This window comes from Lentzea sp. NPDC042327, from assembly GCF_040647275.1.
Taxonomy (GTDB): Bacteria; Actinomycetota; Actinomycetes; order Mycobacteriales; family Pseudonocardiaceae; genus Lentzea.
The window spans coordinates 1-5675 of sequence record NZ_JBEZBX010000036.1 but is presented as its reverse complement, the minus strand read 5'-3'; the positions used below and the strand labels follow the sequence as shown (position 1 = coordinate 5675).

Below are 5675 nucleotides of genomic sequence, written 5' to 3'. Positions count from 1 at the left end.
CTGGAGGCGTGTTCGACGATGGTGAACGCGAAGCAGGACAACGCACATGATCGGCAGCACAACAGGAAGTTGTTGGTCAGCGTGTTCGATCCGCAGGAGGCGCGGGAGGCGGTGTTGGGCGGTGCGCGGATCGTGGACAGCGAGGATCCGCGCAGCGCGCTGGGCAACATCAAGCCGCAGGCCATCATGGACATCTCCGACGCGGTGCTGAACTACACGCGTGATCAGGAGGTGCAGCTGAGCACCAACATCGGCGAGGACCAGCTGCTGTTCCGGCGCACCGACAGCGGGCATGCGGTGGAGAAGTCGCCGTACGAGATCGCGGGCAAGGCGTCCCAGGCGGCGCTGGGGGTAGCGGTGTCGATGGGCACCAGGGTGCACCCGTGCAACATCATCAAGGTGGGCCTGGACGGGATGCACCTGCCGGTCCTCAAGGACGTGCTGACCGAGGTGGTGCGCACGCTCAACCGCACCGAGCAGTTCAGCCACAGCCAGGTGATGTCGGTGCTGTTCGCACAGGACCTGGTGCTGTGGCGGGAACGCCGGGACAACCCGCTGGTGGTGCGCGAACTGGTGGCACTGCGGGAGTTCTCCCCCGTCACGGCGGACTCACCGGTCGAGGGCACGATCGACCTGCTCGACTACCACCAGTACCTGACCGGTCCCGACGGCGGGCCGCTGTTCCCGCAACGGCCCGACCTGGAGCAGCTGATCGAGGCCGGTGTGCTGCCGGAGTGGTCGGACACCACCAGGGTGAAGATCAACGAGCCGTTCCCGCACTCGGAGTTCGGCATCACCCCGGCCGAGCGGACCGACCGGGAAGCGATCAAGAACATGGTCGACGCGACCGCGGACGCCGGGGCCGACGGCATCATGCTCGACACCAGCATCCTGTTCAAGGTGGCCAGGGTCGGCCTGGTCGACACCACCGAGCCCACCGGGGCAGACGTTTCCTCCATTGTGGACTTCAACCGGTACGACGTCACCGGCACCGGGCCGGAGGCCTTGGTGCGCAAGGGCATCCTGCCGTTGGAGGACATCAGGTTCTTCGTCGACTACTGCCACTACCGCGGGGTCGAGGCCAACCTGGCCGGGTCGTTGCAGAGCCACCAGGCTCAGCAGCTGTGGCGACTGGTGCCCGAGATCGACCAGGTGTCCACGCGCGGCGGCGGGTCGGCGATCCTGCTCGACCCCTCCCAGCCGCCCGCCGAGGACGATCCGGTGGCCTCGCGACGCGACCAGGTGATGATGCGCCAACTCGTGCGCGGTCTCGTTCCCCCCGAGCAGGGCGGCTACGTGTGCCTGCCGGAGAAGATGCGGTCGGTCGACGGTGTGGACGAGGCCGTGGCCCGGCTGCGGCAGAACTTCCCCGACATCACGTCGGTGTTCTGGGCCGACCCCTACGGCCGGTTGACGCCGGTGCAGCCGCGGATCCCCGGAAGCGGCACCCTGACCGCGGTGCTGCGCCAGGCCGACCTCGGTGACGGCGAGCGTCCTGTCGAGGAGGTGGCGGCGCCGTGACCGGAACCACGACCCCCGCGTCGCTGCTGCGTGCCCAGGACGGCACCGCGGAGCCCGAGACCGAGACCGGGTATCCGGTGCCGGAGCGGCCGATCATGAAGTTCACCTGGCACACCGGCGCGTGGTTCGACGTGTTCGAGCTGCACACCGCGTTGATCAAGTCCGACCTGGCGCGCGCCCAGGCCGAGGGCCGCGTGGTGGTCTACCTCAGCTGCCCGATCAGCTCCCGCGGCGGCGGGTACTTCGCCACCAACGTCGACATCGCCAACCACACCGCCCGCAGGCTCACCGAGCAGTGGGGCGAACGGTTCTTCTTCCTCAACCCGGCCGCCTACCAGCTGGAGTCCCGCCAGGGCACAGGTCTGATCACCCGCCACATCGCGGCCTTGCAGGACAAGTACCCCGGCCTGACCCTGGAACAACTGCTGGCCCAGACCCATCCGACGGGCGGGGACTACATGCGCATGTGGTCCCGTGTGCTGATCGAGGACGACTACCTGGCCGACTCGGCCCGCAGGGACCTCAAGCTCGGCGGCGCGTTCGACGCCTACTACTTCCTCGGCCCCACCGACGCGCGGGAGTTCTTCTCGTTGCGCAGCGGCGGTGAATCGCTCACTGACCGGATGGAGGGCTACTTCGCCCGCCGCTACGCCACCGATCCGCAGTTCTACCTCGACTTCGCCACCGTCGACGACGGCACAGGCGGGCGCCGCCCGCTGGATCCGAGCCAGCCCCAGGACGCGGTGGTCTACGAGGCGCGGCGCCGGAGGTTCCTGGTCTACTACGGCACTCGGGTGAGCACCGCGTTCAGCCTGGGCGCCCACGACGAGTGGAACATCCACCACCGCCTCAACCAGGCCCGCCGCGGTGACCCCGCCTACGGTGTCGGTGAGGAGATGGCCGGGTTCTTCGACGGCCGCCCGTTCAGCCTCGCCGAGACCGAACAGCAGACCCTGCCCGGTTACGAGGTCCTCGACGCCACCGCGCGGGCGCGGGCGATGCTGGACGGCGCGACTGCGCCCGTGCGGGCGCGCGCAGAGGTGGCGTGGCCGTACGGCACGCTGCCGGAGTTGGTGCTGCCGCGCGAGCCGCTCGAGTCCACCGCTCAGGCGACACGGTGAGAACGCCGGCGCTCGTTCTCGGCGCGGTTGTGGTGCTGCTGTGCCCGGCCCCGGCCTCGGCCTTCGTCGGGGCTTCGGCAGCTCCGCTGCGGGCACCGGTGGTGGACGTGCACGACGTGCAGGGCGGCGGGCACCGGTCGCCGCTGACAGGACAGCGGGTGACCGTCAGGCGGGGCGTGGTCGTGGCCGGCGACGCCCGACGCGGGCTGTTCTGGCTGCACTCGCTCACCCCCGACGCCGATCCGGCCACCTCCGAGGCGGTCCAGGTCGCCGTCGACACACCCGTCCCGCGTGCCGGTGACCTGGTGCGGGTCTCCGGCGTCGTGCAGGAGCACCGCGACGGCGGCGACATCCCCGCCAACGCGAACCTGTCGGTGACTCGCATCGGCGGTCCGGCAGCGGTGGTCGTGGTGGGCCGTCACCCGGTGCCCGCACCCGTCCTGCTGGGCGGGTCCGGCCGGGTTCCCCCGCGGGAGGTGGTCAAGGACGACGTGGTCGGCGACGTCGAGCACAGCGCCGCGTTCGACCCCGACACCCAGGGCTTGGACTTCTACGAGTCGCTGGAGGGCATGCCCGTGCGGGTGGACGAGCCGGTCGCGGTGTCCCCGGCACTGGAGTTCTCCGGTGGCAGGCGGGTCACCGTCGTGGCCGACGACGGCGTGGACGCCTCGATCCTGGCCGATCGAGGCGCGCTGCCCGTGCGGGAGCACGACCCCAACCCGGAACGGCTCGGCCTGGTCTCCGGGCCCGTGTCCGACGCCATCCCCGCGGGCATCGACGTCGGCGACCGGCTCTCCCGGGCCTGCGGTGTCCTGGACTACCGTTACGGCGCCTACGAGATCGTGGCCACGTGCTCTTCGACCCGCCACCCAGCGGGCCTGGCCCGGGAGACCGCGCGGCCCGCGGTGGCCGACGAGCTGACGATCGCGACGTTCAACGTCGAGAACCTTTCGGTGGTGTCGCCGCCCGAGAAGTTCGCCGAGCTCGCGCGCACCATCACGACCCACCTCGCCTCGCCCGCGGTGGTCGTCGTCGAGGAGGTCCAGGACGACGACGGGCCGGCCGACACCGGCGTCACCACCGCCGGGCGCACCTGGCAAAACCTCGTGGACGCGATCACCGCCGCCGGCGGCCCGCGCTACGCCTTCCGGCAGATCGACCCGCTCGACCACGTCGACGGCGGCGTGCCGGGTGGCAACATCCGGGTCGGGTTCCTCTTCCGCACCGACCTCGGGCTGTCCTTCGTCGACCGCCCCGGCGGCACCGCGACCACACCGGTCCAGGTCGCGCCGGACGGCACGCTCACCGTCAGCCCCGGCCGCATCCAGCCCGAGCACCCCGCCTTCACCGACACCCGCAAGTCGCTGGCCGGGGAGTTCACCTTCCGCGGCACCCGCCTGATCATCGTGGCCAACCACCTGAGTTCCCAGCGCGGCGACGACCCCACCTTCGGCCGCTTCCAGCCGCCCCGCACACCCAGCCGCGTCCCGCGCGGCGAGCAGACCGCCCTGCTGGGCGAGTTCGCCCGCCGGCTGCTGGACGGCAACCCGAACGCACGACTGGTGCTCGCGGGCGACTTCAACGACACCGAGTTCTCGCCACCGCTACGGGCGCTGCAGGACCTCGGTCTGACCGACCTGCCCGCCACCCTGCCCGAAGCGGAGCGCTACACCTACATCCACCAGGGCAACGCCCAAGTCCTCGACCACGTCCTGCTCAGCCCGAGCCTGGTCGCGGGCGGCTACGACTACGACATCGTCCACGTCAACGCCGAGTTCGCCGACCAGGTCAGCGACCACGACCCCCAGTTGGTCCGGCTCACGTTCCCGTGACCACGAGTCCCCACCGGTTGCGCCCGAGAGACGCCTGCGTCCCAAGACTTCGGAGGACTGAACCGATGGCCGACGAACTCGTCCTGCCCACCACCGGCACCCGCGTGCCGCCACTGCCCCGCGCCGGCATGAACGCCGAGGTGGAAGCGGCCTACGAGCTGAGCATCGCCACCTGGGGCATCCCCAGCAACCTGTTCCGCACCATGGCCCACCACCCCGCGCTGGCCATCACCGAGGTCCCGTACGCCAACTCGGTCATCTTCGACGCCGGCGTGCTCACCGAGATCCCCAACCCCGACACCGCACAGGGCGGCACCGTCCGCTACCCGACCTCGGGCTTCCTCGACCGGGTCACCAAGGAACTGGTCATCAACGTCGTCAGCCTGCTCAACCGCAGCCGCTACTCCATGACCCACCACACCGTCATCGGCTACAACACCCTGTCCGAACTTCTCCCCCACCCCGACCCCGACACCCGCGCCGAGCAGGCCGAGGCAATGCTGCTGCACCTGGTCGACGACCACGGCAACCCCGCCTTCGACCGCCCCGGCGCTCCGCCCTACACCGACCTGCACCTGGCGTGCCTGCGACTGGCCGCCGCCACCCGGGCCGACCCCCACGCCATCACCGACGACCAGGTCCGCGACACCCACCGCGTCCTGCGCGACCACGCCCCCGCCGCCATCACCGCCCACGGCCTCGACCAGTACCCCGGCACCGGCACCCCCGCCTACCACAACGCCTACGCCACCGGCATGCTCGTCGAGCTGACCTGGCTCACCGTTCACTTCAGCGGCCTGCTCAACGTCTGGTTCACCGTTCTGCACACCTTCGACGAAGCCAGCGCCGCCGACGACGAAATCGACTTCATCACCGTCTACAACACCACCGTCCCCGCCGCCATCCGGCGCCGCAACAACGCCCTCCTCGGCATCACCGGCTGGGGCGACCGGCCACTCAACGGAACCGGACCGGCGCCGGCGGTGTCCTCCGTCGAAGCGCTGACGCCGTGACCTCCCTCGGCCGCGACCGATTCGGCCTGCCCGACTCGCTGCAGGCGCGGGACGCGGCCGTGGTGAAGCGGTTCACGATCGACGTGGCCAACGGCGGGCTGTGACAGCCATGACTCGCCTCTGCCGCGACGAGGAAGCCGCTGTGCGGTCCGGCGGAAGCTGCGATTTCTGCGCCAATCTGATCAACG

Annotated in this window: 4 protein-coding genes; all 4 read left to right on the top strand. The window is 70.5% G+C overall.

What is annotated here, in order from left to right; translation table 11 throughout:
• Nucleotides 1–1521: (5-formylfuran-3-yl)methyl phosphate synthase (locus tag AB0A63_RS40120; RefSeq protein ID WP_360401943.1), on the top strand; the 1521-nt coding region annotated here is incomplete at its 5' end.
• Nucleotides 1518–2642 (top strand): hypothetical protein, encoded by a 1125-nt coding sequence (locus tag AB0A63_RS40115; RefSeq protein WP_360401940.1) that lies wholly within the window; start codon nt 1518–1520, stop codon nt 2640–2642. The genes AB0A63_RS40120 and AB0A63_RS40115, both read left to right, overlap by 4 nt.
• Entirely contained in the window at nt 2639–4474 is a 1836-nt protein-coding gene (locus AB0A63_RS40110; RefSeq protein ID WP_360401937.1) for an endonuclease/exonuclease/phosphatase family protein, read from the top strand. The genes AB0A63_RS40115 and AB0A63_RS40110 overlap by 4 nt, the downstream gene beginning before the upstream one ends.
• A gap of 65 nt (nt 4475–4539) precedes the next feature.
• Nucleotides 4540–5487, top strand: coding sequence for a hypothetical protein (locus AB0A63_RS40105; protein WP_360401934.1), 948 nt, complete (start codon nt 4540–4542; stop codon nt 5485–5487).
• Nucleotides 5488–5675 lie beyond the last annotated feature (188 nt).

Excerpts from the sequence above, each read along its gene's own strand:
- AB0A63_RS40105 (WP_360401934.1), top strand. The coding sequence starts at position 4,540 with ATGGCCGACGAACTCGTCCTGCCCACCACCGGCACCCGCGTGCCGCCA.